Source organism: Pseudomonas sp. LB3P25, from assembly GCF_054897985.1.
Map to the genome: position 1 here is coordinate 2,120,247 of NZ_CM142711.1, position 24,236 is coordinate 2,144,482.

At 57.1% G+C, this 24,236-nt stretch carries 18 protein-coding genes, 2 tRNA genes and 3 rRNA genes; 16 read left to right on the plus strand and 7 right to left on the minus strand.

Going from position 1 to position 24,236, the window contains the following annotated elements; all coding sequences use genetic code 11:
- Nucleotides 1-31 precede the first annotated feature (31 nt).
- Together ACYZTW_RS09450 and ACYZTW_RS09455 are read left to right on the plus strand one after the other, a co-directional pair.
- Entirely contained in the window at nt 32-1,189 is a 1,158-nt protein-coding gene (locus ACYZTW_RS09450; protein ID WP_462004634.1) for a cysteine desulfurase family protein, read from the plus strand.
- Nucleotides 1,190-1,254: 65 nt separating this feature from the next.
- Complete coding sequence (locus ACYZTW_RS09455) at nt 1,255-3,063, plus strand: aminopeptidase P family protein (RefSeq protein ID WP_462004635.1); 1,809 nt, start codon at nt 1,255-1,257, stop codon at nt 3,061-3,063.
- Here the strand turns inward: ACYZTW_RS09455 and ACYZTW_RS09460 are convergent.
- Nucleotides 3,056-3,976, minus strand: a complete 921-nt coding sequence (locus ACYZTW_RS09460) for a LysR family transcriptional regulator (protein ID WP_462004636.1) — start codon at nt 3,974-3,976, stop codon at nt 3,056-3,058. The two genes, ACYZTW_RS09455 and ACYZTW_RS09460, sit on opposite strands and share 8 nt — an antisense overlap.
- Before the next feature lie 104 nt (nt 3,977-4,080).
- Here ACYZTW_RS09460 and ACYZTW_RS09465 point away from each other — a divergent pair, with 104 nt between their 5' ends.
- Nucleotides 4,081-5,079, plus strand: coding sequence for a zinc-dependent alcohol dehydrogenase family protein (locus tag ACYZTW_RS09465; RefSeq protein WP_462004637.1), 999 nt, complete (start codon nt 4,081-4,083; stop codon nt 5,077-5,079).
- Here the strand turns inward: ACYZTW_RS09465 and ACYZTW_RS09470 are convergent.
- On the minus strand, nt 5,076-5,666 hold the full coding sequence (locus tag ACYZTW_RS09470; RefSeq protein WP_462004638.1) for a 2-hydroxychromene-2-carboxylate isomerase: 591 nt from the start codon (nt 5,664-5,666) through the stop codon (nt 5,076-5,078). The genes ACYZTW_RS09465 and ACYZTW_RS09470 overlap by 4 nt on opposite strands.
- Before the next feature lie 34 nt (nt 5,667-5,700).
- Complete coding sequence (locus ACYZTW_RS09475; RefSeq protein ID WP_462004639.1) at nt 5,701-6,429, minus strand: SDR family oxidoreductase; 729 nt, start codon at nt 6,427-6,429, stop codon at nt 5,701-5,703.
- Nucleotides 6,430-6,521: 92 nt separating this feature from the next.
- Between ACYZTW_RS09475 and ACYZTW_RS09480 the strand changes: the two genes are divergently transcribed.
- The gene (locus tag ACYZTW_RS09480; RefSeq protein WP_462004640.1) at nt 6,522-7,082 is read left to right on the plus strand and encodes a TetR/AcrR family transcriptional regulator; all 561 of its coding nucleotides are present in this window, start codon (nt 6,522-6,524) and stop codon (nt 7,080-7,082) included.
- 15 nt (nt 7,083-7,097) lie between these two features.
- On the opposite strand, the gene ACYZTW_RS09485 is transcribed toward ACYZTW_RS09480, so the two are convergent.
- A complete protein-coding gene (locus ACYZTW_RS09485) occupies nt 7,098-7,379 on the minus strand; it encodes a hypothetical protein (RefSeq protein WP_046049236.1) in 282 nt (93 codons plus the stop codon).
- A 168-nt stretch (nt 7,380-7,547) separates the two neighbouring features.
- Nucleotides 7,548-8,435, minus strand: a complete 888-nt coding sequence (gene rhtA / locus ACYZTW_RS09490) for a threonine/homoserine exporter RhtA (RefSeq protein WP_462004641.1) — start codon at nt 8,433-8,435, stop codon at nt 7,548-7,550.
- A gap of 661 nt (nt 8,436-9,096) precedes the next feature.
- Here rhtA and ACYZTW_RS09495 point away from each other — a divergent pair.
- The 5 genes from ACYZTW_RS09495 (at nt 9,097) to rrf (ending at nt 14,386) form a co-directional block, all read left to right on the plus strand.
- A 16S ribosomal RNA gene (locus ACYZTW_RS09495) occupies nt 9,097-10,635 on the plus strand.
- Between the two features lie 161 nt (nt 10,636-10,796).
- Nucleotides 10,797-10,873 (plus strand) — tRNA-Ile (locus ACYZTW_RS09500).
- 27 nt (nt 10,874-10,900) lie between these two features.
- Nucleotides 10,901-10,976: transfer RNA gene (locus tag ACYZTW_RS09505), tRNA-Ala, on the plus strand.
- 235 nt (nt 10,977-11,211) lie between these two features.
- A 23S ribosomal RNA gene (locus ACYZTW_RS09510) occupies nt 11,212-14,103 on the plus strand.
- Nucleotides 14,104-14,270: 167 nt separating this feature from the next.
- Nucleotides 14,271-14,386, plus strand: a 5S ribosomal RNA gene (gene rrf / locus ACYZTW_RS09515).
- Together the 16S, 23S and 5S rRNA genes with 2 tRNA genes alongside form the textbook arrangement of a ribosomal RNA operon.
- Before the next feature lie 115 nt (nt 14,387-14,501).
- Here rrf and ACYZTW_RS09520 read toward each other — a convergent pair.
- Entirely contained in the window at nt 14,502-15,425 is a 924-nt protein-coding gene (locus ACYZTW_RS09520; RefSeq protein WP_462004642.1) for a TIGR03571 family LLM class oxidoreductase, read from the minus strand.
- A gap of 272 nt (nt 15,426-15,697) precedes the next feature.
- Between ACYZTW_RS09520 and mrdA the strand changes: the two genes are divergently transcribed.
- On the plus strand, nt 15,698-17,590 hold the full coding sequence (gene mrdA, locus ACYZTW_RS09525) for a penicillin-binding protein 2 (protein WP_462004643.1): 1,893 nt from the start codon (nt 15,698-15,700) through the stop codon (nt 17,588-17,590).
- An 11-nt stretch (nt 17,591-17,601) separates the two neighbouring features.
- On the opposite strand, the gene ACYZTW_RS09530 is transcribed toward mrdA, so the two are convergent.
- A complete protein-coding gene (locus ACYZTW_RS09530) occupies nt 17,602-18,561 on the minus strand; it encodes a LysR family transcriptional regulator (protein ID WP_462004644.1) in 960 nt (319 codons plus the stop codon).
- A gap of 157 nt (nt 18,562-18,718) precedes the next feature.
- Between ACYZTW_RS09530 and ACYZTW_RS09535 the strand changes: the two genes are divergently transcribed.
- The 6 genes from ACYZTW_RS09535 (at nt 18,719) to ACYZTW_RS09560 (ending at nt 24,229) form a co-directional block, all read left to right on the plus strand.
- Nucleotides 18,719-20,020 carry an MFS transporter gene (locus ACYZTW_RS09535; protein WP_462004645.1) on the plus strand — a complete coding sequence of 434 codons (1,302 nt, stop codon included), beginning with the start codon at nt 18,719-18,721 and terminating at the stop codon, nt 20,018-20,020.
- Nucleotides 20,017-20,772, plus strand: coding sequence for a class II aldolase/adducin family protein (locus tag ACYZTW_RS09540; RefSeq protein WP_056741989.1), 756 nt, complete (start codon nt 20,017-20,019; stop codon nt 20,770-20,772). The genes ACYZTW_RS09535 and ACYZTW_RS09540 overlap by 4 nt, the downstream gene beginning before the upstream one ends.
- Nucleotides 20,769-21,698, plus strand: a complete 930-nt coding sequence (locus ACYZTW_RS09545; protein WP_462004646.1) for a 2-hydroxyacid dehydrogenase — start codon at nt 20,769-20,771, stop codon at nt 21,696-21,698. The genes ACYZTW_RS09540 and ACYZTW_RS09545 overlap by 4 nt, the downstream gene beginning before the upstream one ends.
- Nucleotides 21,699-21,825: 127 nt before the next feature.
- Nucleotides 21,826-23,205, plus strand: coding sequence for an MFS transporter (locus tag ACYZTW_RS09550; RefSeq protein ID WP_462004647.1), 1,380 nt, complete (start codon nt 21,826-21,828; stop codon nt 23,203-23,205).
- A gap of 18 nt (nt 23,206-23,223) precedes the next feature.
- Nucleotides 23,224-23,616 (plus strand): RidA family protein, encoded by a 393-nt coding sequence (locus tag ACYZTW_RS09555; protein ID WP_462004648.1) that lies wholly within the window; start codon nt 23,224-23,226, stop codon nt 23,614-23,616.
- Complete coding sequence (locus ACYZTW_RS09560; RefSeq protein ID WP_462004649.1) at nt 23,609-24,229, plus strand: RraA family protein; 621 nt, start codon at nt 23,609-23,611, stop codon at nt 24,227-24,229. Before ACYZTW_RS09555 ends, ACYZTW_RS09560 begins: the two co-directional genes overlap by 8 nt.
- Nucleotides 24,230-24,236 lie beyond the last annotated feature (7 nt).

A 24,236-nucleotide genomic window follows, 5' to 3' on the forward strand; every position in this document is an offset into this window, starting at 1 on the left:
CTGATCCCGGAACACGCTCTGCGAGTCTTCTATGAATAAACGTCCGTTGTATTTCGACTACGCCGCCACCACGCCGGTGGATGAGCGGGTCATCAAGGTCATGGTCGAGTGTCTGGGTTTTTCCGGCAATTTCGGCAATCCGGCCTCCAGCTCCCATGCGTTCGGTCAACAGGCCCGGCAATCGGTCGAGCAGGCGCGGCGGCAAGTCGCCGAACTGGTCGGCGCCCAGGCGCAACAGATCGTCTGGACCTCCGGCGCCACCGAATCGAACAACCTTGCCCTCAAGGGCGTGGCCCAGGCCCGCGGCGTTTCTGGCGGCCACATCATCACCAGCCAGATCGAACACAAAGCGATTCTCGACACGGCGAAGCAGTTGCAGGACGCCGGTGTTGCGGTGACTTATCTGGTGCCTGATGCCGAGGGTTTGATTACCCTGCAAGCGGTCAGCGAAGCGATGCGCGAAGACACCTTTCTGGTGTCGCTGATGCTGGTCAACAACGAACTGGGCACCGTCAACGATATTCCAGCCATTGGCCAGGTGGTGCGTGATCGCGATGCGTTGTTCCATGTCGACGCGGCTCAAGGCGCGGGCAAAGTGGTGATCGATCTGGCCGAGTGGCCGGTGGATCTGATGTCGTTTTCCGCCCACAAGATTTACGGCCCAAAAGGCATCGGCGCGCTGTACGTCGGGCCGCGCGCGCAACAGCGTTTGCAGGCGCAGATCCACGGTGGTGGTCACGAGGGCGGTTTGCGTTCCGGCACCCTGGCGACTCACCAGATCGCTGCCATGGGTGTGGCCTTCGCGTTGGCGGCCTCTTCGTTCGATGAAGAAAAAGCCACGATCGTGCGTCTGCGTGAACGCTTGCTTGAGCAATTGCTGAGCATTCCCGGGGTTCGCCTCAATGGCAGCCCGACCCAACGCATTCCCCATACCTTGAGCCTGACCTTCAACGACGGCGAGTTCAATTCCGCGGCGTTGAGCCATTCGATTGCGTTTTCCGCGACCTCGGCCTGCAACTCTGCCAGCAATGCGCCCTCCCATGTGCTGCTGGCCCTGGGGCATGACGCCCGCTCGGCGAGTCGCACCATTCGCTTGAGTCTCGGCAGGTTCACCACCGAGCAGGACATCGACCAAGCGGTACACCTGATTAAAGCGGCCTGCGCCAGTGCTCCGGCATTTTGGCAATAAGGTCTGAAAGTGCCGGCGTTGATCGGCACTCAACAATAATGATGAAGTGATTAGCAGGAGACACGATGAGTACGCAGCCTTCGATTAATGAATCGGTGCCCCAACGCCTGGCGCAAACCCGCGAACTGATGAGCCGGGAGGGCATTCATGCTCTGCTGGTGCCGTCGGCCGACCCGCACCTGTCGGAATACCTGCCGGGCTATTGGCAAGGGCGGCAGTGGTTGTCGGGCTTCCATGGCTCGGTCGGCACACTGATCGTTACGCCGGACTTTGCCGGCGTCTGGGCCGACAGCCGTTACTGGGAACAGGCGACCAAGGAACTTAAGGGCAGCGGCATCGAACTGGTCAAGCTGCAACCGGGTCAACCCGGTCCGCTGGACTGGCTGGCCGAGCAAACCCCTGAAGGCGGCGTCGTCGCGGTAGATGGTGCAGTGATGGCCGTGGCTTCGGCGCGTACTTTGGGTGGCAAGCTCGAAGAACGCGGAGCACGTCTGCGCACTGACATCGATGTGTTGAGCGAAGTCTGGAGCGACCGTCCGACGCTGCCGAATGAACCGATCTATCAACACCTGCCGCCTCAGGCGACGGTCAGCCGCGGCGAGAAACTGGCCAAGCTGCGTGAGGTTTTGAAAGATCGCGGTGCCGACTGGCATTTTATCGCCACTCTCGACGACATCGCCTGGTTGTTCAACTTGCGCGGCGGTGACGTGTCGTTCAACCCGGTGTTTGTTTCCTTTGCGTTGATCAGCCAGCAACAGGCGACCCTGTTCGTGGCGCTGAGCAAGGTCGACGCCGAGCTGCGCGCGATCCTCGAAAAGGACGGCGTGACCCTGCGCGATTACAGCGAAGTGGCCGCCGCCTTGCGCGCCGTACCGAGCGGGGCGAGCCTGCAAGTCGATCCGGCGCGCGTCACCGCCGGCTTGCTGGATAACCTGGATAGCGGTGTGAAGCTGGTCGAAGGCCTGAACCCGACCACGTTGGCCAAGTCGCAGAAAAGCCTGGCCGATGCCGAGCATATTCGTCAGGCCATGGAGCAGGACGGCGCGGCGCTGTGCGAATTCTTCACCTGGCTGGACACTGCGTTGGGTCGTGAGCGCATCACCGAGCTGACCATCGACGAACACCTGACGGCCGCGCGTACCCGACGTCCGGGTTATGTATCGCTGAGCTTCAACACCATTGCCGCGTTCAACGCCAATGGCGCGATGCCGCACTACCACGCCACCGAAGAAGAACACGCGGTGATCGAAGGTGACGGTTTGTTGCTGATCGACTCCGGCGGCCAGTACCTGGGCGGCACCACTGACATCACGCGGATGGTACCGGTCGGTACGCCGACCGATGAGCAGAAGCGCGATTGCACGCGGGTGCTCAAAGGCGTAATAGCGCTGTCCCGTGCGCAATTCCCTCGTGGCATTCTCTCGCCGTTGCTCGATTCGATTGCTCGCGCGCCGATTTGGGCTGAAAACGTTGATTACGGTCACGGCACCGGACACGGCGTCGGTTACTTCCTGAACGTGCACGAAGGCCCGCAGGTCATTGCCTATCAGGCCGCGGCGGCACCGCAAACCGCCATGCAGCCGGGCATGATCACTTCCATCGAACCGGGCACTTACCGTCCGGGCCGCTGGGGTGTGCGGATCGAGAACCTGGTGTTGAACCGCGAGGCGGGCAAAAGCGAATTCGGTGAGTTCCTGAAATTCGAAACCTTGACCTTGTGCCCGATCGACACTCGCTGCCTGGAGCCGTCGCTGCTGACTGATGACGAAAAACAGTGGTTCAACGCCTACCACGCCGAGGTGCGCCAGCGCTTGAGCCCGTTGCTCGACGGTGCAGCCCTTGAGTGGTTGAACACCCGGACTGCGGCTATTTGATCGGTTGGAGTTCAGGCGCTTCTTCGAGCGCCTGGCTCATGTAGTCGACAAAGGCTTTGACCCTGGCGGATTGGCGACGATTCGCCGGGGACACGGCATGAATCGGCAGCGACTGCGCGCTGTATTCCAGCAAAATCGCTGTCACCCGTCCTGCCTTCAAGTCCTCGCTGAATAGCCAAACTGGCGACAGCGCAATCCCCAATCCCCCCAATACCATCTCGCGGATGGCCTCGGAGTTGTTGCTTTGGGCGTTGCCCTTGATTCGCACTTCGTGACGTTGTGTGTCTCTTTCGTAAACCCATAGGTTCTGACTGTTCAGCAGGTTGAACTGCAGGCAGTTGTGCTCGCTCAGTTCTTGCGGTGTTTGCGGATTGCCGTGTTGCTCAAGATAGTCGGGCGCTGCGACGGTCACCCGGTGGGTGGTGCCGACGCGGCGGGCAATCAATCCGCTGTCGTTCAACTCGCCGATCCTGAACGTGACGTCCAGTCCTTCACTGACCAGGTCCTGATTTTGATCGCTCAGTTGCAGATCAACTTGTACCTGGGGATGCTTTTTGAGGAATGCCGGAAGTCGCGGGGCAATCTGCAAGCGCCCGAAACTCACGGACGATCCGATTTTCAGGTTTCCGGCAACGGCTTCGCGGCCGGAGTGAAAACTGTGTTCTGCGGCGTCTACGGCCGCCAGAATTTGTCGACATTCGCTGTAGTACCGCTGACCTTCGTCGGTCAGGGACAGTTGTCGGGTGCTGCGGGAAATCAGTTTTCCACCCAGTTCAGCTTCCAGTGCTCGCAGCACTTTGCTGATGGTCGGCTGACTGGTCTGCAATTCCCGGGCGACGGCAGAAAAGCTGCCACGCTCGACAACGCGGACGAAAATCGCCATTGCATTGAGTTTGTCCACGGGATTTCTCATTGATGCCAAATGGGCATGATCACTATAGCTATATAGCGTCTTATCGACATGAGTGAGTGAGAGGAAGATTTATCCCACAGCCACCTCTGACGGGAAATTGCGAAATGACTGACTCACTCGAAATGCGCGCTCTGATTGTTGATTCGGCCAACGGGCCTTTACGCTTGGCTTCCATTCAACGGCCCGTGCCAGGAGCCGGTCAGGTGTTGGTCAGGATTAACGCCAGCGGGGTAAACCCTCTGGATGGAAAAATTCGGTCGGGTCAGGCTGCTCATGCGCGCCAGCCGTTGCCGGCGGTATTGGGTATTGATCTTGCGGGAACAGTGGCGGCATTGGGGGAGGGTGTCAGTGGATGGCTGCCCGGTGATGAGGTCTATGCGATGGCCACCGGCATTGGCGGTGCACAGGGTTCGCTGGCTGAATACGCCGCCGTCGATGCACGGCTGCTGGCGCGCAAGCCAGGCAATTTGAGCATGCGCGAGGCGGCAGGGTTGCCGTTGGTACTGATCACAGCGTGGGAAGGACTGGTGGATCGTGCGCGGGTGCGGGCGGGTCAGAAAGTGCTGATTCACGGTGGTGCGGGTGGTGTCGGGCATGTGGCTGTGCAAATTGCCCGGGCTTTCGGTGCTGACGTATTTGCTACCGGGTCGGCCGGGCAGCAGGCGAACATTGAAGGGTTCGGTGCGACGTTTATTGATTACCGAAAATCTTCGGTTGAGGAGTATGTGGCTGAGCACACGGCGGGGGAGGGCTTCGATATTGTCTACGACACGGTGGGGGGTGAGACGCTGGACGCTTCATTCAAGGCTGCTCGGGTCTACGAGGGACATGTGGTGAGTTGTCTTGGATGGGGGCAGCACAGTCTTGCACCGCTCTCGTTTCGTGGGGCGACTTATTCTGGAGTGTTTACCTTGTTGCCGTTGCTGACTGGCAAAGGGCGTGAGCACCATGGGGAGATACTTCGGGAGGCGGGGAAGTTGATCGAGGCGGGTCAGTTGAAACCGTTGCTCGACCCTCGGCAGTTCACGCTGCAAACCGCCGAGGCCGCCCATGAATTGCTCGTTTCGGGAGCTGCGCAGGGACGGCTGGTCATCGAGATTTAGCTCAGGGCTTCAAGGACGAAGTCCAGGCGATCCTGGCCGAAGAACAGCTGATTATCGACAAACATGCTCGGGGCACCGAATACGCCCCGGTGCACTGCTTTCTCTGTGTTGTCCTTGAGAGCGGCTTTGACTTCCTCGTCGGCGGTCAGGGCCAGCACCTCATTTGGATCGAAACCGTTCTGTGTCAGTACTGACGCGACGGTCGCCAGGTCATCGAGGTTGCGGCCTTCAACCCAGAGGGCGTGAAACAGGCGATCGATGAATGCCTGAAAGCGTTCGGGATGGCGCAACTGCATGCCGGTGACAGCGCGCATCAGCATCAGGGTATTGATAGGAAAGTGGGGATTGAATTTCAGTGGCACGCCATAGCGCTTGGCATAGCGGTCCAGGTCTTGAAACATGTAGCGGCCCTTGGCGGGGATGGTCGCGGGGGAGGCGTTACCTGTGGCTTTGAAGACGCCACCCAGCAAGATGGGTATGTAGATCAACTGGCTGTCGGTCTGCTCGCAGATCTTCGGCAGTTGGGTATAGGCCAGGTAGGTGGCGGGGCTGCCAAGGTCGAAATAGAACTCCACGGTTTTGCTCATGGTCAGTGCACTCTGCTTATTATTTTTAGGGGGGTTACCAGCGTTCGCTCCAGGGGCGCAGGTCCAGCTCGAAGGTCCATGCGTCACGGGGCTGGCTGTGCAGGTACCAATAGTTCTCGGCGATGTGCTCCGGATTGAGAATGCCGTCCTGGTCTTTGGTCGCGTACTTTTCGGGGAAACTCTCGCGAATAAAATCGGTATCGATGGCACCGTCGACTACAACATGGGCGACGTGAATGTTCATCGGCCCCAGTTCACGAGCCATGCTTTGCGCCAGGGCACGAATCCCGTGTTTGGCGCCGGCGAATGCGGCAAACCCTGCCGCACCACGCATGCCGGCGGTAGCGCCGGTGAACAAGATCGTACCCCGTTGACGCTTGGCCATGCGCTTGGCCACTTCACGAGCGTTGAGAAAACCTGAGAAGCAGGCCATTTCCCAGATCTTGAAATATTTGCGCGCGGTTTCTTCAAGAATGCTGCAAGGCACATTGGCGCCGATGTTGAAAACGAACGCTTCGATTGGGCCAATCTGGCTTTCGATCTGCTCGACTAACGCAATCACGTCCTCTTCCTTGCGCGCATCGCAGGCAAACCCATGGGCTTCACCGCCGTCGGCCTTGATGGCGTCCACCAACGGCTGGAGTTTGTCCGCGCTGCGGCGGGTGACACAAGCCACAAATCCTTCCTGCGCAAAGCGTTTTGCAATGGCGCCGCCGGTAGCATCCCCTGCACCTACAACCAGTACGACCTTTTTGTTATTCATGGGTAGATCCCTTTGCTAAACGATCGTTAACTAAACGAACGTTATGCTACGATTCGGCAAGCGTCAAGGCGATCAATCCTGAGGGCAAGGCAATGCGTTACTCGGCCAATCACAAACTGGAAACCAAAGAAAAACTACTTGAAAGCAGTGCGGTGTCGGCCAAGAAGTCTGGTTTTTCAACGGTGGGTGTCGACGGTTTGATGAAGGCGATCGGTTTGAGTGGCGGGGCTTTCTACAGTCACTTTTCGTCGAAGGATGAACTGTTCGCTTCAATCGTCGAGCGTGAGCTGTGTCAAAGTCTGGAGCGTTTAGGGGCGGACCAGAATCGTGACAGGCTCGAGCGCTGCCTGAAACACTACCTGAGCATGGCCCATGTCGAGCACCCGGAATCCGGTTGTGCTTTGCCGGCATTGGGGGCTGAGATTGCACGTTCAGACGTGATGATTCGTCAGCAGGCGGAGAACTGGATTTGTCGGCTTCAGAAGAGTTGGGCGCAGGTTCTGGAAAGCGACAGCCTGGCCTGGGCAATTCTGTCGCAATGTATCGGTGCGTTGGTTGTGGCACGAATGCTGGCCACGCCAGACATCCAGCGCACGGTGCTGAAGTCCAGTTATGATGAAATTGGCCGCCAGATCGCAGGTCCACGAACCTGACAAGGCAGCATCAACCTATTTGCAGATGACGATCATGCTGCGGCTGGTATAGCCGGCAGGGTTGAGGCCGAACGGGTAATCACCTGGTTCTTCCACGGCGTCCCCCGACTTGGCGATGACCTTGTAACCTTTGGGAGCGCACGAGTTGGCAGCGCTGGTGTAGCACTTGTCCCAGGATGACGACAGCCCGGAACAGTTGATATGCAGCCCTTTCTTGCCGTGTTTAATCTGGGTTTTCGATGTCGCCGCGCAGCCCGCAACCGCAAGAACGGCGATCAGTATCAAAATTCGTTTCATTACTGTCCTTATAGCGTCCCCGGATCTTTGCGCCCGGGTCTGGCTGCATTCGCTTTCGCTTGAAGCGTTCTGATATCCCTATCTGAAAAATCCATGTCTGACACTGGGTTACGGGCCTAAACATGGCCTAATTGCGCGGCAAATACCAGACCCTCTTCAAATCCTGTCTCAATCTGCCGCGACTGCAGGCTTGGCCGCACTCCCCATCGTCATGGTCGCGCCTACGGAAGCCAGAATGATGCACATGATGGCCATCCACTGTGACAGTGAGAGGTACTCGTGGAGGAACAATAGGCCTGACAGTGCGCCGATCGCAGGTTCAATGCTCATCAACGTGCCGAAGGTCCGGGTAGGGATTCGGGTAAGGGCCACCATTTCCAGCGTGTAGGGCAGGGCGGTGGACAGAATGGCGACACCGATGGCCACGGGGATCAGTGACGGAGTAAGAAGCGCGGCGCCAGCATGGACAATACCGATAGGCGCTACAAATAGCGCCGCAATCATTACCCCCAGTGCTGCGGTCTGCACACCATTGTCGGCGCCAGCCTTTTGGCCGAATAGAATGTACAGCGCCCAGCAGACACCCGCGCCCAATGCATAACCGGCGCCTACCAGATCGATTCCCGCGGTCGTTTCTCCCGTAGGTATCAACAGCAGCAAACCGACGGCTGCCAGGGCGATCCACAAAAAGTCTATCGCACGACGTGAGGCGTAGATGGCTACCGCCAGTGGGCCCGTGAATTCCAGCGCAACCGCGATACCGAGGGGGACGGTTTGCAAGGACATATAGAAGAGGAAGTTCATGCCGCCCAACGCCATTCCGTAGACGATGACGGTGCGCAGGGATTTTGCGGTGAGCTTCGCTCGCCAGGGGCGCAGTATCAGCATCATGATCACGCTGGCGAAGATCAGCCGCAGGGTGGTGGTCCCTTGCGCGCCGATAATGGGGAACATGCTTTTAGCGAGGGAGGCTCCCGACTGGATTGATGCCATGGCTATCAATAGCAGGCCAACCGAAAACAGGATCGAGGCAAGGCTGCGAGGTTGGTCATTCATTGCGTGGCATCGTCCGAAGTAGGAAACGAGAGTGTTGCTGGGCAATATACTGCGCATTCATGGCGGGCGCGTCTATATATAAGCAGCGATTTTGAGCATCCTTATAGAAAAGCGTAATTAAGGGTTGACGGCAGATTCTGGAAGTCTATAATTCGCCCCACTTCCGGCGCAGTCGAAACGGAAAACTCCTTGATAAACAAAGAGTTATGCAGTTTTCGGCGGCCAGTTGCTTCAGTTCATCGAAGCCTGGAAGGAGTTGAAAGAGCGGGGTTGTTTGGCTCTTTTAACGGTTCGATCTTCTCGGTCGAAAGCGGTGAAAAAGAGGTGTTGACAGCAGCGAGTAACGCTGTAGAATTCGCCTCCCGCTAACGAGAGATCGAAAGCGCAAGTGGTTGAAGTTGCAAAGGAAACTTTGAAAACTTCGAAAAATAACCGCTTGACAGCAACAGAGGCTGCTGTAGAATGCGCGCCTCGGTTGAGACGAAAGATCTTAACCAACCGCTCTTTAACAACTGAATCAAGCAATTCGTGTGGGTGCTTGTGGAGTCAGACTGATAGTCAACAAGATTATCAGCATCACAAGTTACTCCGCGAGAAATCAAAGATGTAACCAACGATTGCTGAGCCAAGTTTAGGGTTTCTTAAAAACCCAAAGATGTTTGAACTGAAGAGTTTGATCATGGCTCAGATTGAACGCTGGCGGCAGGCCTAACACATGCAAGTCGAGCGGCAGCACGGGTACTTGTACCTGGTGGCGAGCGGCGGACGGGTGAGTAATGCCTAGGAATCTGCCTGGTAGTGGGGGATAACGCTCGGAAACGGACGCTAATACCGCATACGTCCTACGGGAGAAAGCAGGGGACCTTCGGGCCTTGCGCTATCAGATGAGCCTAGGTCGGATTAGCTAGTTGGTGAGGTAATGGCTCACCAAGGCGACGATCCGTAACTGGTCTGAGAGGATGATCAGTCACACTGGAACTGAGACACGGTCCAGACTCCTACGGGAGGCAGCAGTGGGGAATATTGGACAATGGGCGAAAGCCTGATCCAGCCATGCCGCGTGTGTGAAGAAGGTCTTCGGATTGTAAAGCACTTTAAGTTGGGAGGAAGGGCATTAACCTAATACGTTGGTGTCTTGACGTTACCGACAGAATAAGCACCGGCTAACTCTGTGCCAGCAGCCGCGGTAATACAGAGGGTGCAAGCGTTAATCGGAATTACTGGGCGTAAAGCGCGCGTAGGTGGTTCGTTAAGTTGGATGTGAAATCCCCGGGCTCAACCTGGGAACTGCATTCAAAACTGTCGAGCTAGAGTATGGTAGAGGGTGGTGGAATTTCCTGTGTAGCGGTGAAATGCGTAGATATAGGAAGGAACACCAGTGGCGAAGGCGACCACCTGGACTGATACTGACACTGAGGTGCGAAAGCGTGGGGAGCAAACAGGATTAGATACCCTGGTAGTCCACGCCGTAAACGATGTCAACTAGCCGTTGGGAGCCTTGAGCTCTTAGTGGCGCAGCTAACGCATTAAGTTGACCGCCTGGGGAGTACGGCCGCAAGGTTAAAACTCAAATGAATTGACGGGGGCCCGCACAAGCGGTGGAGCATGTGGTTTAATTCGAAGCAACGCGAAGAACCTTACCAGGCCTTGACATCCAATGAACTTTCCAGAGATGGATGGGTGCCTTCGGGAACATTGAGACAGGTGCTGCATGGCTGTCGTCAGCTCGTGTCGTGAGATGTTGGGTTAAGTCCCGTAACGAGCGCAACCCTTGTCCTTAGTTACCAGCACGTTATGGTGGGCACTCTAAGGAGACTGCCGGTGACAAACCGGAGGAAGGTGGGGATGACGTCAAGTCATCATGGCCCTTACGGCCTGGGCTACACACGTGCTACAATGGTCGGTACAGAGGGTTGCCAAGCCGCGAGGTGGAGCTAATCCCAGAAAACCGATCGTAGTCCGGATCGCAGTCTGCAACTCGACTGCGTGAAGTCGGAATCGCTAGTAATCGCGAATCAGAATGTCGCGGTGAATACGTTCCCGGGCCTTGTACACACCGCCCGTCACACCATGGGAGTGGGTTGCACCAGAAGTAGCTAGTCTAACCTTCGGGAGGACGGTTACCACGGTGTGATTCATGACTGGGGTGAAGTCGTAACAAGGTAGCCGTAGGGGAACCTGCGGCTGGATCACCTCCTTAATCGACGACATCAGCTGCTCCATAAGTTCCCACACGAATTGCTTGATTCATTGAAGAAGACGATAAGAAGCAGCCCTAACAGGTTGTAGCTTAGTTGGTTGGAGCGCACCCCATGCTTTGTGGTAAAGAGCAGGGTGAGGTCGGCCTTAAAGCTCGAAATTGGGTCTGTAGCTCAGTTGGTTAGAGCGCACCCCTGATAAGGGTGAGGTCGGCAGTTCGAATCTGCCCAGACCCACCAATTTTGTGTGGGAACCTGTAGCAATACGGGGCCATAGCTCAGCTGGGAGAGCGCCTGCCTTGCACGCAGGAGGTCAACGGTTCGATCCCGTTTGGCTCCACCACTACTGCTTCTGTTGTTGAAAGCTTAGAAATGAGCATTCCATCGTTGAGATGGTGAATGTTGATTTCTAGTCTTTGGCTAGATCGTTCTTTAAAAATTTGGGTATGTGATAGAAAGATAGACTGGACCACACTTTCACTGGTGTGGGATCAGGCTAAGGTAAAATTTGTGAGTTAAATTGCGAATTTTCGGCGAATGTCGTCTTCACAGTATAACCAGATTGCTTGGGGTTATATGGTCAAGTGAAGAAGCGCATACGGTGGATGCCTTGGCAGTCAGAGGCGATGAAAGACGTGGTAGCCTGCGAAAAGCTTCGGGGAGTCGGCAAACAGACTTTGATCCGGAGATGTCTGAATGGGGGAACCCAGCCATCATAAGATGGTTATCTTAAGCTGAATACATAGGCTTAAGAGGCGAACCAGGGGAACTGAAACATCTAAGTACCCTGAGGAAAAGAAATCAACCGAGATTCCCTTAGTAGTGGCGAGCGAACGGGGACTAGCCCTTAAGTGGCTTTGAGATTAGCGGAACGCTCTGGAAAGTGCGGCCATAGTGGGTGATAGCCCTGTACGCGAAAATCTCTTAGTCATGAAATCGAGTAGGACGGAGCACGAGAAACTTTGTCTGAATATGGGGGGACCATCCTCCAAGGCTAAATACTACTGACTGACCGATAGTGAACTAGTACCGTGAGGGAAAGGCGAAAAGAACCCCGGAGAGGGGAGTGAAATAGATCCTGAAACCGTATGCGTACAAGCAGTGGGAGCCCACTTTGTTGGGTGACTGCGTACCTTTTGTATAATGGGTCAGCGACTTATTTTCAGTGGCGAGCTTAACCGAATAGGGGAGGCGTAGCGAAAGCGAGTCTTAATAGGGCGTCTAGTCGCTGGGAATAGACCCGAAACCGGGCGATCTATCCATGGGCAGGTTGAAGGTTGGGTAACACTAACTGGAGGACCGAACCGACTACCGTTGAAAAGTTAGCGGATGACCTGTGGATCGGAGTGAAAGGCTAATCAAGCTCGGAGATAGCTGGTTCTCCTCGAAAGCTATTTAGGTAGCGCCTCATGTATCACTGTAGGGGGTAGAGCACTGTTTCGGCTAGGGGGTCATCCCGACTTACCAAACCGATGCAAACTCCGAATACCTACAAGTGCCGAGCATGGGAGACACACGGCGGGTGCTAACGTCCGTCGTGAAAAGGGAAACAACCCAGACCGTCAGCTAAGGTCCCAAAGTTATGGTTAAGTGGGAAACGATGTGGGAAGGCTTAGACAGCTAGGAGGTTGGCTTAGAAGCAGCCACCCTTTAAAGAAAGCGTAATAGCTCACTAGTCGAGTCGGCCTGCGCGGAAGATGTAACGGGGCTCAAACCATACACCGAAGCTACGGGTATCACTTAGGTGATGCGGTAGAGGAGCGTTCTGTAAGCCTGTGAAGGTGAGTTGAGAAGCTTGCTGGAGGTATCAGAAGTGCGAATGCTGACATGAGTAACGACAATGGGTGTGAAAAACACCCACGCCGAAAGACCAAGGTTTCCTGCGCAACGTTAATCGACGCAGGGTTAGTCGGTCCCTAAGGCGAGGCTGAAAAGCGTAGTCGATGGAAAACAGGTTAATATTCCTGTACTTCTGGTTATTGCGATGGAGGGACGGAGAAGGCTAGGCCAGCTTGGCGTTGGTTGTCCAAGTTTAAGGTGGTAGGCTGGAATCTTAGGTAAATCCGGGATTCTAAGGCCGAGAGCTGATGACGAGTTACCCTCTGGGTGACGAAGTGGTTGATGCCATGCTTCCAAGAAAAGCTTCTAAGCTTCAGGTAACCAGGAACCGTACCCCAAACCGACACAGGTGGTTGGGTAGAGAATACCAAGGCGCTTGAGAGAACTCGGGTGAAGGAACTAGGCAAAATGGCACCGTAACTTCGGGAGAAGGTGCGCCGGTGAGGGTGAAGCATTTACTGCGTAAGCCCATGCCGGTCGAAGATACCAGGCCGCTGCGACTGTTTATTAAAAACACAGCACTCTGCAAACACGAAAGTGGACGTATAGGGTGTGACGCCTGCCCGGTGCCGGAAGGTTAATTGATGGGGTTAGCTAACGCGAAGCTCTTGATCGAAGCCCCGGTAAACGGCGGCCGTAACTATAACGGTCCTAAGGTAGCGAAATTCCTTGTCGGGTAAGTTCCGACCTGCACGAATGGCGTAACGATGGCGGCGCTGTCTCCACCCGAGACTCAGTGAAATTGAAATCGCTGTGAAGATGCAGTGTATCCGCGGCTAGACGGAAAGACCCCGTGAACCTTTACTATAGCTTTGCACTGGACTTTGAATTTGCTTGTGTAGGATAGGTGGGAGGCTTTGAAGCGTGGACGCCAGTTCGCGTGGAGCCAACCTTGAAATACCACCCTGGCAACTTTGAGGTTCTAACTCAGGTCCGTTATCCGGATCGAGGACAGTGTATGGTGGGTAGTTTGACTGGGGCGGTCTCCTCCTAAAGAGTAACGGAGGAGTACGAAGGTGCGCTCAGACCGGTCGGAAATCGGTCGTAGAGTATAAAGGCAAAAGCGCGCTTGACTGCGAGACAGACACGTCGAGCAGGTACGAAAGTAGGTCTTAGTGATCCGGTGGTTCTGTATGGAAGGGCCATCGCTCAACGGATAAAAGGTACTCCGGGGATAACAGGCTGATACCGCCCAAGAGTTCATATCGACGGCGGTGTTTGGCACCTCGATGTCGGCTCATCACATCCTGGGGCTGAAGCCGGTCCCAAGGGTATGGCTGTTCGCCATTTAAAGTGGTACGCGAGCTGGGTTTAGAACGTCGTGAGACAGTTCGGTCCCTATCTGCCGTGGACGTTTGAGATTTGAGAGGGGCTGCTCCTAGTACGAGAGGACCGGAGTGGACGAACCTCTGGTGTTCCGGTTGTCACGCCAGTGGCATTGCCGGGTAGCTATGTTCGGAATAGATAACCGCTGAAAGCATCTAAGCGGGAAACTAGCCTCAAGATGAGATCTCACTGGGACCTTGAGTCCCCTGAAGGGCCGTCGAAGACTACGACGTTGATAGGTTGGGTGTGTAAGCGCTGTGAGGCGTTGAGCTAACCAATACTAATTGCCCGTGAGGCTTGACCATATAACACCCAAGCAATTTGCGTCGGCTCCTTAATAAAGAGCAGCAGATTGCGGTGTGTGAAGACGACACGAACCGAAAGTTCGAGATACTCACAAAACACCAACCTATCGCATACCCATTCGCTGGAGCGTGAACCTGCAAAGGCCCACGACCTGGCTACCGAATTTCTTGACGACCATAGAGCATTGGAACCACCTGATCCCATCCCGAACTCAGCAGTGAAACGATGCATCGCCGATGGTAGTGTGGGGTTTCCCCATGTGAGAGTAGGTCATCGTCAAGATTAAATTCCGAAACCCCTATCTGCGTATGCAGGTAGGGGTTTTGTTTTGCCCGCAGGAAAGTGCCGTGGCGAAAAAGGGATAGTCCATCGGCTATCCCAGGTTCCAGCAGCATCGTTAGTGAAACTTCGGCAGAACGTATTCAGCGATTTCTTCAATCACCTCGGCAACCGGTCGTTCGCTACGACGCAGATGCAAGCCAACGTGCTGCACGCCTGCTTCATGCAAAGCCTGAAGCTCATCGATCAATGCCAGCCTCCCGCAGCTGCCGCCAAAACGTACGCGTCGCATCGGTACATGAGGATTGGCCGCCAGATCCAGGTGCACGAAGCTGATGTAGGGTTTATCACCACCGACCTCCCGCCACAGCCCCACTCGGCGCCGATGCTCATCCGGAGTGCCAGGGTAGGCGAGCCAACCGTCCATGTGTTGGCCAATCCACGCTGGGGATTGCTGACCAAGACCTGCAACCAGCAATGGCACCGGCTGATCTCGCTCCGGTAACAGGCGAGCACCTTCCGGCAGGCGACCTTCACCTTGGCTGCGTAACAACTCAACCGTGTCGCGAAAGATCTCTCCCCGCTGGTCGTAATCCACACCAAACAACGGATATTCCATAGGTCGGTCGCCGCTGGCGACGCCTAGCAGCAATCGTCCATCACTCAACTCATCGACGCTGTTGGCGGCCTTGAGCGTTAACCACGGTTGACGTAGCGGTAATACAACCGCCGCGGTACCCAGCATGATGTTGTCAGTGATCCCGGCCAGGTAGCCAAGGTAGGAAAAGGTTTCGAACACCTGTGCCGCATCACCAAAATTGGGATCATAAACCGGCACATCGCGCACCCACAGGGCGCGGAAACCAGCCTTGTCTGCGAGGCGCGCCATTGCGGCGTGCTGCTTCAGGTCCGGAACACCAAACGGCCGCTCCTCGGCAATCCGCAGCCGCTGCCCATGGCTGGACCAATCGTTATCCAGCGGCAGTTCCAGCCCAATGGAAAACCCATTGGAGCCAAGTAATCGTTGAAATCGTGGATGCATGAAAGACTCCAAAAAAACAAAACGGAATGACATACACCCAGTATCTACAGGCCCTCCTTCAAGAAAAATGCATGAATGGGAATATCAATCTTGAGAAAAACGCACGAGTCATAACAAAACCGACCGTCGTTTTGGCCTTCAAGGACAACCGTTAGAGGAAATCGCACTAAAGTGACCGCACGGTTTTTGGTATGGTGCAGCTCGTTTTTTAACGGACTGATTTCAAGCCTACGGATCGGCACCCCCTTTACAGTCAAAGAGCTGCTGCAGAAATGCCCCAACCGATACCGATCAAGGACCACGAAAAAGAGACGCGCCTGGTCAACAAAAGACTGATGGCATGCGCCCTGTTCGTTGTCGCCATTACCTGCGCGCTGGTCGTGCGCATGTACGTCCTGCAGGTGGTCGAATTTGACTATCACTCGACGATCTCCGAAAACAACCGCGTCCATGTCCTGCCGATCACTCCCACCCGCGGCTTGATTTATGACCGCAACGGCGTGGTTCTGGCGGATAACCGGCCCAGCTTCAACCTGACCATCACCCGCGAACGCGCCTCTGATGTCAAAGAGGAACTGGATGAGGTGGTCAACCTCCTGCACTTGCCGACCGAAGACCGCGCGTTGTTCGACAAGGCGATGAAGCAGACGCGCCATCCGTTCGTGCCGGTCACCTTGTTCTACGAACTCAGCGAAGAACAAATCGCCGTGTTGGCGGTCAACGAGTTCCGTCTGCCGGGGATCGACGTAGAGCCACAATTCGTTCGCCACTACCCGATGGGCGCGCACTTTGCGCATTCGATCGGCTACGTCGGCCGCATCAACGAGAAAGAGTCCAAAGCCCTGGACACGGTGGAATACCGTGGAACTCAATCCATCGGCAAGACCGGCATCGAAAAATTCTACGAGTCGCAGTTGCACGGCCAAGTGGGTTACGAAGAAGTCGAAACCAACGCTCAAGGCCGGGTCCTGCGAGTGCTCAAGCACACCGATCCGATCCCAGGCCAAAACATCGTACTGAGCCTCGACGTCAAACTTCAGGAAGCCGCCGAGGAAGCCTTGGGCGATCGTCGCGGTTCGGTGGTCGCTCTCGATCCGTCGACCGGCGAAGTACTCGCGATGGTCAGCAAACCGAGTTTCGACCCGAACCTGTTCGTCACCGGAATCAGCTTCAAGGAATACGCAGCGCTCCACGACTCCATCGACCGACCGCTGTTCAACCGCGTACTGCGCGGCCTCTACGCACCGGGTTCGACCATCAAGCCGGAAGTGGCCATTGCCGGCCTGGACGCCGGCGTCGTTACCCCGCAGACCCGCGTCTTCGACCCCGGTTATTACCAACTCCCGGACTTCGATCACAAATACCGCAACTGGAACCACAGCGGCGATGGCTGGGTGGACATGGACGCGGCGATCATGCGCTCCAACGACACCTATTTCTACGACTTGGCCCACAAGCTGGGTATCGATCGCCTGCATGACTACATGGCCATGTTCGGTCTCGGCGAGAAAGTCTCGCTGGACATGTTCGAAGAGTCTGCCGGCCTGATGCCATCACAAGCCTGGAAGCGTGCCACGCGCCGTCAGGCATGGTTCCCGGGTGAGACCGTGATCCTCGGCATCGGCCAGGGCTACATGCAGGTCACGCCGCTGCAGCTCGCCCAAGCCACTGCGCTGATCGCCAACAAAGGTGTCTGGAATCGCCCGCGCCTGGCCAAAACCGTGGACGGTGTTGCACCAGTGGACGAGCATCCAATGCCAAACATCTTGTTGAAAGACCCGCGTGACTGGGAGCAGGTCAACCACGGCATGCAAATGGTGATGCACGATGCTCGCGGGATTGCCCGAGCGGCGGCGCAGGGCGCTCAGTACCGTATCGCCGGCAAGAGTGGTACGGCGCAAGTGGTGGCGATCAAGCAAGGCGAGCGTTACAACCGGGCGAAAACCCTGGAACGTAACCGCGACAACGCCTTGTTCGTCGGTTTCGCCCCTGCCGAACATCCGAAGATTGTCATCTCGGTGATGATCGAAAACGGAGAGGCCGGTGGTCGCGTCGCAGGTCCCGTGGTGCGGCAGATCATGGATGCCTGGCTACTCGATCAAGAGGGGCACTTGAAGCCGCAATACGCCACGCCTAGCAAAGCACCGGGCGATCCTCACGTCTAGCGATCAAGGCTTCACAGCACAGGCTCACGAATACTGAGCATGTGCTGGAAGCTTTCGAGGAACACGATTTCGGCCTGACTCATCTTCTGCTCGCGATTCCACAGCAGCTGGATATCGAAATCCACCACCCCATCTTCCGGCGGCAAACGCCAGAGTAAACCTTGCTCGACATCCCTTCGCACCAGGTGCGTCGGCAGACAGCCAATGCCGAAGCCTGCGCAAATCAAGCGATAAATTTCTTCGAAGCTCGTCGATGAGGCAACGATCTTGCCAGTAAAGCCTTGTTGGTCGCGGAACAAGGTCAGGGGCGAAAGATTGCCCCCCAATTGGTCGCTGGTGAAGCTGACAAAGTTCTCCGCCGCGAGCTGTTCCAAGGTCAGATTCTCTTGCCCAAACAACCTATGACGCTGCCCACAAAAGTACGCATAAGTCTCACGAAACAGCACTCGCTGCTCCAGCCGCGGCTGCGGTAAACGGCACAGGCCGACGCCAATGGTCGCCGTCTTTTGCAGCAGTGAACTGATGATGTTCGAACTGCCCATCACCTCGACTTCAAACTCGATTTTCGGATGGGTTTCGTGGAAATCGGCGAGGAACTCGTCGTAATGTCGTGCCTGCACGCCGCTGACGGTAAGGATGCGAATTTTGCCGACCACGTCGTCGTTACGACTCTCCACCACCGTGCCCAGTCGTGAAATATCGCCGTAAATGTCCGCCGCAATACGCAGGACTTCCTCCCCGGTTTCTGTCAGATCAAACCGTCGCCCACTGCGGGCAATCAACACACATTCCAATTGTTCTTCCAGCCGTTTCAGCGCCTGGCTGACGGCTGACTGCGTGATGTGCAATCGCGCGGCGGCCCGGCTCATGCTGCCTTCCTGGCCGATCACCAAATAGGTGCGTAACAGGTTCCAGTCGAGGCGGTCATTCAGAAAGCGGCGACCGACCCAAGGGTTAGAGGTGGAGGGCATAAAAACTCCATGTAGTAGCAAGGCTAATAGTAAAGATAAGAATATGAAAATTGACTAATCCTGGCACGGAAGCGATAAAGCTAACAAGCGCCACAGAGTGCAACCCGTAAACAGCCTTCAGCACCTGCCCAAAACTATAAATACACAGGGTCCTTGCATGCACACTACCCCTCAACCGCGTCGAGCGGCGGCGGCAGCCTTCATTGGCACGACCATTGAATTCTACGACTTCTACATCTATGCCACGGCGGCGGCGCTGGTGCTCGGGCAAGTGTTCTTTCCCAGCCACGATCCGGTGATGAGCACCCTGGCAGCGTTCGGCAGTTTCGCCGTCGGCTTCATCGCTCGCCCAATGGCCGGCATGGTTTTCGGTCATCTGGGTGATCGCCTCGGTCGCAAGAAAATGCTGCTGGTGACCATGGCCCTGATGGGTTTGGCGACCGCCGGCATCGGTCTGTTGCCCAGCTACGCCAGCGTCGGCATCTGGGCACCGGTCGGTCTGATTGTGCTGCGTTTGATCCAGGGCATTTCAGTCGGTGGCGAGTGGGGCGGGGCGGTGTTGATGGCCAGCGAGCACGCACCGGCCAAGCGCAAGACTTTCTATGCATCGTTCGCTCAACTCGGCAGCCCGGCCGGTTTACTGCTGGCGTTGATCGCCTTTCGTCTGGTGACTTCCCTTGAGCCCGAGGACTTCCTCGCCTGGGGCTGGCGTCTGCCGTTTCTCGCCAGCGGTTTGTTGATGATGGTCGGTCTGATGATCCGTTCCGGTGTCCACGAGTCGCCGGAGTTCGCCAAGGCCCGGGACAACAACGAGACTTCCAAGTACCCGGTGAAGGACGTGATCCGCACCTGCTGGCGGCAGATCCTGTTTGCCGCCGCCGCCGTGACCATCGGTTCGGCCGGGTTCTTCTTTACCAATACGTTCATGATCACCTACGTCACCCAGTATCAGGGCATCGCGCGCTCGACGATCCTCGATTGCCTGTTCCTGGTGACCGTCATTCAGCTGCTCTCGCAACCGCTCTCCGCGTTGCTGGCCGAGCGCATCGGCGAAGGCCGCTTCCTCAAACTGGTCGCGCTGCTGTGCATGGTCACGCCGTATCCGATGTTCATGCTGGTGGGCACACAGAACATTCTGCTGATGACTGTCGGCATTGCTCTGGCGGTGGTGATTCTCTCGGCGCTGTACGCGGTGATCGCCGGTTACATGACCCAGGCGTTCCCGGTGCACCTGCGCTACTCGGGCATTTCTATCGCCTACCAACTCAGCTGCGCGCTGGCCGGCGGCACCACGCCGCTGATCGGCACGCTGCTGGCGAGCAAGTTTTCCGGACAATGGTTGCCGTTGGCGGTGTTCTTCACTTTGCTCTCGGCCCTGTCCTTGATCGGTGTTTGCGGCCTGGCCCGTCTGCGCGCCAACCCGGTCGTCACCCACGCTGCTAAAGAGGTGTATTCGTGAGTAAACCTGAACACATCGGGCCGGTTGAATGGCAAGCCCGTTGCGAGCTGGCCGCGCTGTATCGCCTGGTCGCGCACTTTCGCATGACCGACCTGATCGACACCCACATCACCCTGCGTATTCCAGGGCCGGAGCACCATTTCCTGATCAACCGCTATGGAGTGATTTTTGACCGCATGCGTGCTTCGGACCTGGTGCGTATCGATCAGGACGGGCGAGTCGTTGACCCGGAATATGAAGGTCATCGGGTCAACGCCGCCGGCTTCGTCATTCACTCGGCGATCCACATGGCCCGCCCGGATCTCAACTGTGTGATTCACACCCACACGGCCGCAGGCATGGCGGTCGCCGCACAGAAGCACGGCTTGCTGCCGATCAGTCAGCACGCGCTGAAGTTCTACGGCAAATTGGCGTATCACACCTATGAAGGCATCGCGCTGTCGCTGGATGAGCGCGAGCGTTTGATTGCCGACCTGGGCCCGCACCGGGCGATGATTCTGCGCAATCATGGATTGTTGGTCGGTGGTTCCGGCGTGGCCCAAGCGTTCCAGGAAATACACTTTCTGGAGCGTGCCTGTCAGGCGCAAGTTGCGGCGTTGTCCGGTGGTTCGGCGTTGCATTACCCGTCCCCGGAAGTCTGTGCACACACCGCCGAACAGTTTGACCGTGATGAACAGGACAACATCATCGACCTGGCCTGGGAGGCCGCCCTGACCCTGATCGAATCCCAGCGCGAGTCCTATCTGTCATGAACACCGTGGTTCTACTGTCCCGCGACACCCTGCTGCTCAAGCAATTGCAGGCCGCGTTTGCCCGCAGTGCGCCGCAACTCACTACCGTGCTGGCGGATGATCCGTTGGCCAGGAATGCGCAGATTGCCGCGTGCTGGTTTCCCTTGCCCGGTAGTTTGGCAGCATTGCCGAACCTGCAAGTCATTCACTCGGTGGCCGCCGGCATCGATCACCTCGATCACGACCCGTCGTGCCCGGATCTGCCGATCTGCCGAGTGGTCGATCCCGGCCACCGCCAAGGCATGACCGAGTACGTGCGCTGGGCGGCGATTCACTATCACCGCGGCTTCGATCAGGTGCTGTTGCAGCAACAGGACCAGCGCTGGGAGCGGCCGCTGCAACGGGCGGCGGGGCAGTTCAAGGTCGGGGTGATGGGGCTTGGGTCGTTAGGCAGCGCCATTGCCCAGGACCTGGCCGCCGCCGGTTACGACGTTCGTGGCTGGGCGCGCCGCAGCAAGGATTTGCCGGGCGTACAGACGTTCGCCGGTGCGGAAAAACTGAACCCGTTTCTCGATGGATTGGAGTTGCTGATCAACCTGTTGCCGCTGACCAGCGAAACCCGCGGCATCCTCGGCAGCGCAACGTTCGAGCGGCTCGCCAATGGCGCCGCGCTGGTCAATTGTGGTCGCGGCGGTCATCTGAATATCGACGACCTCGAACAAGCCCTGGCCCGAGGAAAACTGCGCGGCGCGTTGCTGGATGTTTTCGAACAAGAACCGCTGCCGGTCGATCACCGTCTCTGGACAATGCCCGGCGTCACCATCACTCCGCACATGGCGTCCGCGGCCTCCCACGACTGTATCGCCGAACAAGTAGCAGAGAACTTTCGCCGTTTAAATGCCGGTGAACCGTTATTGAATTGTGCGGACAGAACACTCGGTTATTAATAAGAAAGCGCCTTGCGAATTCGCCCATTGAGTTGGGCGCTATATAACAACAGTCCCTCACCTCGAAAGTTTTACTGCCAGTTAAAACAATTAAATACGAGTTCTTGATGAACTCCTGGAGACAGTAATGAGCGATCTATCGCCTGTAGAAAAGTCCGGCGCACCTCCGGAAGTTGCAATCAGCATGAAGAAAGTAGCGGTGGCCAGTGTGATTGGCACCACGGTGGAATGGTACGACCTGTTTGTGTTCGCCACGGCTTCGGCGCTGGTGTTCAACAAAGTGTTCTTCCCGGACTTCGATCCGTTGATCGGTACATTACTGGCGTTCGGTACGTTTGCTTCGGCCTACCTGGCCCGAATTGTCGGCGCGGCACTGTTTGGTCATTTCGGTGACCGCCTGGGACGCAAGTCGATGTTGTTGGTTTCACTGTTGACCATGGGTGCCGCTACGTTCGCCATCGGGTTATTACCCAATTACGCGGCCATTGGTATCTGGGCGCCGATCCTGTTGTTGCTACTGAGGGTGATTCAAGGCCTGGCGTTGGGTGGCGAGTGGGGCGGTGCAGTGCTGATGGCGGTGGAACACGCTCCCGCCAACAAACGCGGCTTGTACGGCTCGTGGGTACAGATCGGCGTCCCGGCCGGGACCATGATTGCCAACCTGGCCTTCCTGCTGATTGCCGCGTGGCTGTCCCCTGAAGACCTGTTGGCCTGGGGTTGGCGTATCCCGTTCCTGGCCAGCGTGCTGCTGATCGCCGTGGGCTTGTACATCCGCTTGAACATCGCTGAAACCCCGGCCTTCAATAAGGTCAAGGAAGCCGAGGTGCAGGTGAAAATGCCGCTGGCGGAAGTGTTTCGAAAGTACTGGAAACAAGTGGTGCTGGGCGGGATCGCCACCATGTCGACCGGGGCGTCGTTCAACATCATCGTTGCCTTCGGCCTGACGTACGGCACGCAGAATCTCGGGTTCAGCCGCAGCGTGATGCTCGGCGTGGTGTTGCTGTCCTGCGCCTGGTGCATCGTCATGTTGCCGGTGTTCGGCGCGCTGTCGGATCGCTACGGACGCAAGCCGATCATCGTTGCCGGCATCGTGGCCGAAGCGTTGGTGGCGTTCCCGATGTTCTGGTTGATGGACACCAAAGAGCTGTCGTTGGTGATCTTCGCTTACCTGCTATTGATGACCGCGTTCGCCGCCAATTACGGGCCGATCGCGACCTTCCTCGCCGAACTGTTCGGCACACGTGTGCGTTATTCCGGGTTATCGATCAGCTACATGTTGTCCGGTCTGCTCGGCAGTGCAGCGACGCCCATCGTCACCACCGCACTACTGGCGGCGACCGGCAAAGGCTCTTCGGTAGCCTGGTACATGATCGGTGCCGCGTTGATTTCGTTGGTGTCGTTGTTGTTGCTGACCGAGACCTTCAAGCGAGACATCAGTGAAGTCCCAGCGGCAGTGCCGGCCAACGAGCCAGCCCTCGGCAAGCCTGTCAAATCGGCTGCCGCCTGATTAATGGAGTTCAACAACATGCGCAGAATTCAGTCAGCCCCGGGCTTCATCGGCCCGGTCGGCCCTTACTCCCAGGCGGTGGTCAGCGGTCATCTGGTGTTCACCGCCGGACAGATTCCGGCCCAGAGCGATCTTGATGACCAGCCGGCCAGTTTCCCCGAACAAGTGCGGCAAACCTTGCGCAATCTGGAGGCAATCCTGATTGAAGCCGGGTCCGACTTCAGCCACGTGATCAAGGTCAACGCGTACCTCACCGATCCCGCGCAGCTGGAGCCGTTCAACGCGGTGTATCGCGAGTTCCTCGGCCATGCGCCGCCGGCCCGGACCACGGTTTGCGTGGCGCTGTGGGGCGTGTCGCTGGAAATCGATTGTGTTGCCGAGTTGATCGCCAAGGAGCCGCAGCATGGATGAATCGCAGCTGATCGAGCAGCTCAACGCGGTGAGCCTTCCGACCCTCGGGCATTTTCTCGAGGAGGGTTTTGCCGACTCGCAACTGCGGGCCATGGTGCCCAATGTGAAACTGGTCGGCCGGGCACTTACCCTGAAACTGGTGGGCGCCGATGCCATCGCGGTCAACCAGGCCCTGGCGCTCATCCAGCCCGGCGATGTGCTGGTGATCGACACCGACGGTGACTGGCAACACGCCCCGGTGGGCGCCGTCACCAGTTGCGCGGCGCGCTGCGCCGGTGCGGTGGGCATTGTGGTGGACGGTGCGGTGACCGACTTGCTCGAACTGCGCGAGACCGGCCTACCGGTCTTCGCCCGCGGCACCAGCCTGCTGACCACCAAGTTGCATGGCCGTGGCGACAGCCAGATCAATCAGCCGATTCACTGTGCTGGCGTCACGGTGCATCCCGGGGATTTCGTGCTGGCGGACGACAACGGCGTGCTGTTTCTCGATCCGGCCACCGCGCAAAACGTCATCGAGCGTGCGCTGGCATCGGACCGGGCAGAACCGCAATTGCTGACCCGGTTAATGGCGGGCGAACCGGTGTCCAGTGTCTTGAGTATCAAACTCTCTTAATGACCGG